This is a genomic window from Lutispora sp., from assembly GCF_041687175.1.
Classification (GTDB): Bacteria; Bacillota; Clostridia; order Lutisporales; family Lutisporaceae; genus Lutispora.
In genome coordinates this window covers 1-3,165 of record NZ_JAWLCK010000207.1, presented here as the reverse complement: position 1 = coordinate 3,165, position 3,165 = coordinate 1, and the positions used below count along the sequence as shown (strand labels likewise).

The 3,165-nt window shown below is 36.6% G+C and carries 3 protein-coding genes; all 3 read right to left on the bottom strand.

Annotated features, from left to right (window positions below; translation table 11 throughout):
* Positions 1-84 precede the first annotated feature (84 nt).
* The 3 genes from ortB to ord all read right to left on the bottom strand — a co-directional run bounded on the left by ortB (position 85) and on the right by ord (position 2,965).
* Positions 85-1,506 carry a 2-amino-4-oxopentanoate thiolase subunit OrtB gene (gene ortB / locus ACESM9_RS15310; protein ID WP_373000702.1) on the bottom strand — a complete coding sequence of 474 codons (1,422 nt, stop codon included), beginning with the start codon at positions 1,504-1,506 and terminating at the stop codon, positions 85-87.
* A complete protein-coding gene (gene ortA / locus ACESM9_RS15305) occupies positions 1,499-1,810 on the bottom strand; it encodes a 2-amino-4-oxopentanoate thiolase subunit OrtA (RefSeq protein ID WP_373000699.1) in 312 nt (103 codons plus the stop codon). The genes ortB and ortA overlap by 8 nt, the downstream gene beginning before the upstream one ends.
* Positions 1,811-1,912: 102 nt before the next feature.
* A complete protein-coding gene (gene ord / locus ACESM9_RS15300; RefSeq protein ID WP_373000696.1) occupies positions 1,913-2,965 on the bottom strand; it encodes a 2,4-diaminopentanoate dehydrogenase in 1,053 nt (350 codons plus the stop codon).
* Between the last annotated feature and the right edge of the window lie 200 nt (positions 2,966-3,165).

Genomic DNA, 3,165 nt, shown 5'->3' with positions numbered 1-3,165 from the left:
CATCTGTCAAATCTTTTAAATGCTCTCTTCTCTTTTCATAATCGTCAGCTCTTTTCACTTAGCACCCCTCCATTTTTATTTAAATTATTCTACCTTTGCACCAAGTTCTGATAGTACAGAAAGCACAAACTCCTCACTGCTCTTTGTATCCTTTACAAGGAATTCAAGATCCTGCTTGCTTATTTCATTTTTTCCATAATTGTTAATAGCATTCTTTATATAAGAAGCTCTAGCTTTATTCAAATCAAAATCTCTTACTTTAATTCTTGATGGATGATCTGGGAAAACTATATTTTTTCCTGGGATCTCTGTATCAGGATCTCCAAATAAAATCTCAATGCCATTTTGTTTTGCAAAGCTTATCTGCGGCATAGGATGCTTTCCTGCTCCTGTGTACTCAGTTTCCTGCACTACTATGGTTTGATCCTCATCCATCTCTTGAGCCAACGCAAATGCTGCTGTCAAAGAGGTATTGCCTGCAGGACCTCTTTCAATTCCTTCCAAAACAGATAGTGCTTCAGTTATATAGAATACTTCGCCTTGTTTAACTGTTAAATATCTGTCCAAATATCTTAATGGTCTTGCAGCATTTCTTGGAACATCTGCTCTATCTGGCCATGTAGCAAAAGGTATACCAAATCCTGTGTGACCTGTTGTAAAGGATTTTCTATTAAAGTCTCTATCAGAAGCCATATGTAGACCTGATAGATCAACACTTGCTCCAACTACTTCTACATTTTCAGCTCCAGCTTTTATTATACCTCTGGCAGTGCCTGTTACATTACCTCCACCGGCATGTGTAATCAATACTTTATCAGGATCCTTACCTAATTTTTCTCTGAATTGCATTACCAACTCATATCCTAATGTTTCTACTCCAGCTATACCAAAGGGAGTATACAAGGACGCATTAAAATAACCGGTTTCTTCAAGCAGGGATAGGAAGCTATAAAATAGTTCAGGACCTACGGTTAATTGTACAACTTCTGCACCATAGGCTTCACAAACCCTCTGCTTTTCCAATATTTCAGGCTGGCCTACCATATTGCTGTCATAGCATTCTTGAACAACTATACATTTTAATCCAGCCATGGCAGCCTGTGAAGCAACTGCTGCACCATAATTACCACTAGTAGCAGCTATTACACCTTTATACCCTAGCTTCTTGGCATGATATACTGCAGTAGCTGCCCTTCTTGCTTTAAAGCTTCCGGATGGGTTAGCAGCTTCATCTTTGATGTATATTTTTGCTCCCTTTCCTTTAGGAGCACATTTTCTTGCAAGAGCTGTAAGATTTTTCAATTCTAGTATTGGAGTATTCCCAACACCAGTACTTGATTGTATCTTTTGTATTTCATCTAAGCTATAGCCTGCTTCTCTCATCATTCTCTCATAATCAAAGCTTATTCCACCTGATTCAAAGACTTCAAAGTCTATACCTATAGCTTTCTTCATTATTTCATTTTTTCTGCCCATGACAGCATCATATGACATATCTCTATTCATTATCGTCACCTCCGAAAAGTATTTCCTTAAGCTGCATGTCAATTTTAGTCAGTTCCGGAACATAGTCACCGAAATCATGAATATATCTTGGATTTAAATTTACAGCCTTACCTCTGACTTTTCTTCCTGTTACAGTTTTAACTTCTATTTCATCTCCTATTTTCCCATCTTCAAGAGCAAAACCTTTTACCCATAACTCTAATGGCACTTTTTTGGTATCTTCTGGTAAATGCGCAGCTCTCTCTTCAGGCTTTAATACTATCTGGTGAATTTGCACCCAATCTCCTTTTTTAATAATATCCATTAAAATTCGCCTCCTAATTTATTATCTGTAATGCAAATTTATTTGCACCTACAAATAATGTAGTTGTACCCCGCTTATAAAAGCGGGGCTTTACTACTTTTATTAATCTCTATCTATTAAATCTCTCATATCACCCATTATCGCTCTTGGTACAGGAAGATCTATCATAGTCTTCAAGCCAGGCTTTGCATTGATAACATGAGGTATCATGTTTACACACATAGCAATTGTTCCTATTCCACCTGGAACCTCAGGCTTATTAGCCATATTAATGTTTGGCGTTCCCTTTATGATAACATAATCACCAGTATCTGTACCTTCAAGTTCAGGTTCAATCTGCTGTGGATGATCCATTTCGATCTTCAATTCTCCATCAACATAACCATAACCCTTCATTGCACAACCTGCTACATAACCTGGTTGAACTTCGGCATAGGGAGATTTTCTATAAACATTTGTAACTATTGGTTCCATAGTTTGTTTTACTTCGTCGCTTAACTTCCATCCTAATGCATCAGCAATCATATTAATAGATTCATTGAAGCCTACATGACCTGCAATCTTTCCTGTTGCTGCTCCTTCTTTAAACTCTTCAACAGTAGTACCTATACCTTGCTCGTGCATAACTGCCGGTCCAAAAGGTGATAGGCTGTTCACTCTTCTTGCAGTTATATGCTCAACATCTATGCAAGCGCCTGTTAAGCATACTACCAATAGATCCATAATCAATCCTGGATTTATTCCTGTTCCTAGAACAGTAACTCCATTCTCCTTAGCTATCCTATCCATCTCTGCAGCTAATTCTGGTTCTTGAGCCTTAGGATAAGCCATTTCTTCAGCACTGGATATAACATTTATTTTTTTCTCTAAGCAATATTTGATTTTGTCAAAAGCATTTCTAGTAAAGGAATCTGTGCATAGAAGTACAACATCTGCTGCTTTCTCTTTGATTACATCTTCATAGGTACCAATAATGACATCCGGTCTGTCGCCTCTCTCAGTCTTAATAAAGTCATACATGCTCTTTCCAAGTTTAGCGCCTCTTCCAACAACGCCAACTATTTCAACACCCTTTTTTTTAAGAAGCATGTCTGCCATTCCGCCGCCCATAGCTCCTAAACCCCAGATAATTACTCTAACATTTTGTTTCTCCATATTTATCCTCCCTATGAATAATATTTTTTTACACAATTATATAAAGCAATTTTTATGCCAACTTATATTTTTCCATTCTTGCATTATTATTCTCTTAGAATCTATAATTTATTGTAATTTAACAATATTTTCAATGATTATTGCATAATTTATCTTCATAATTTTCAAACAAATTATTTCATATGCAAATATATTTGCTT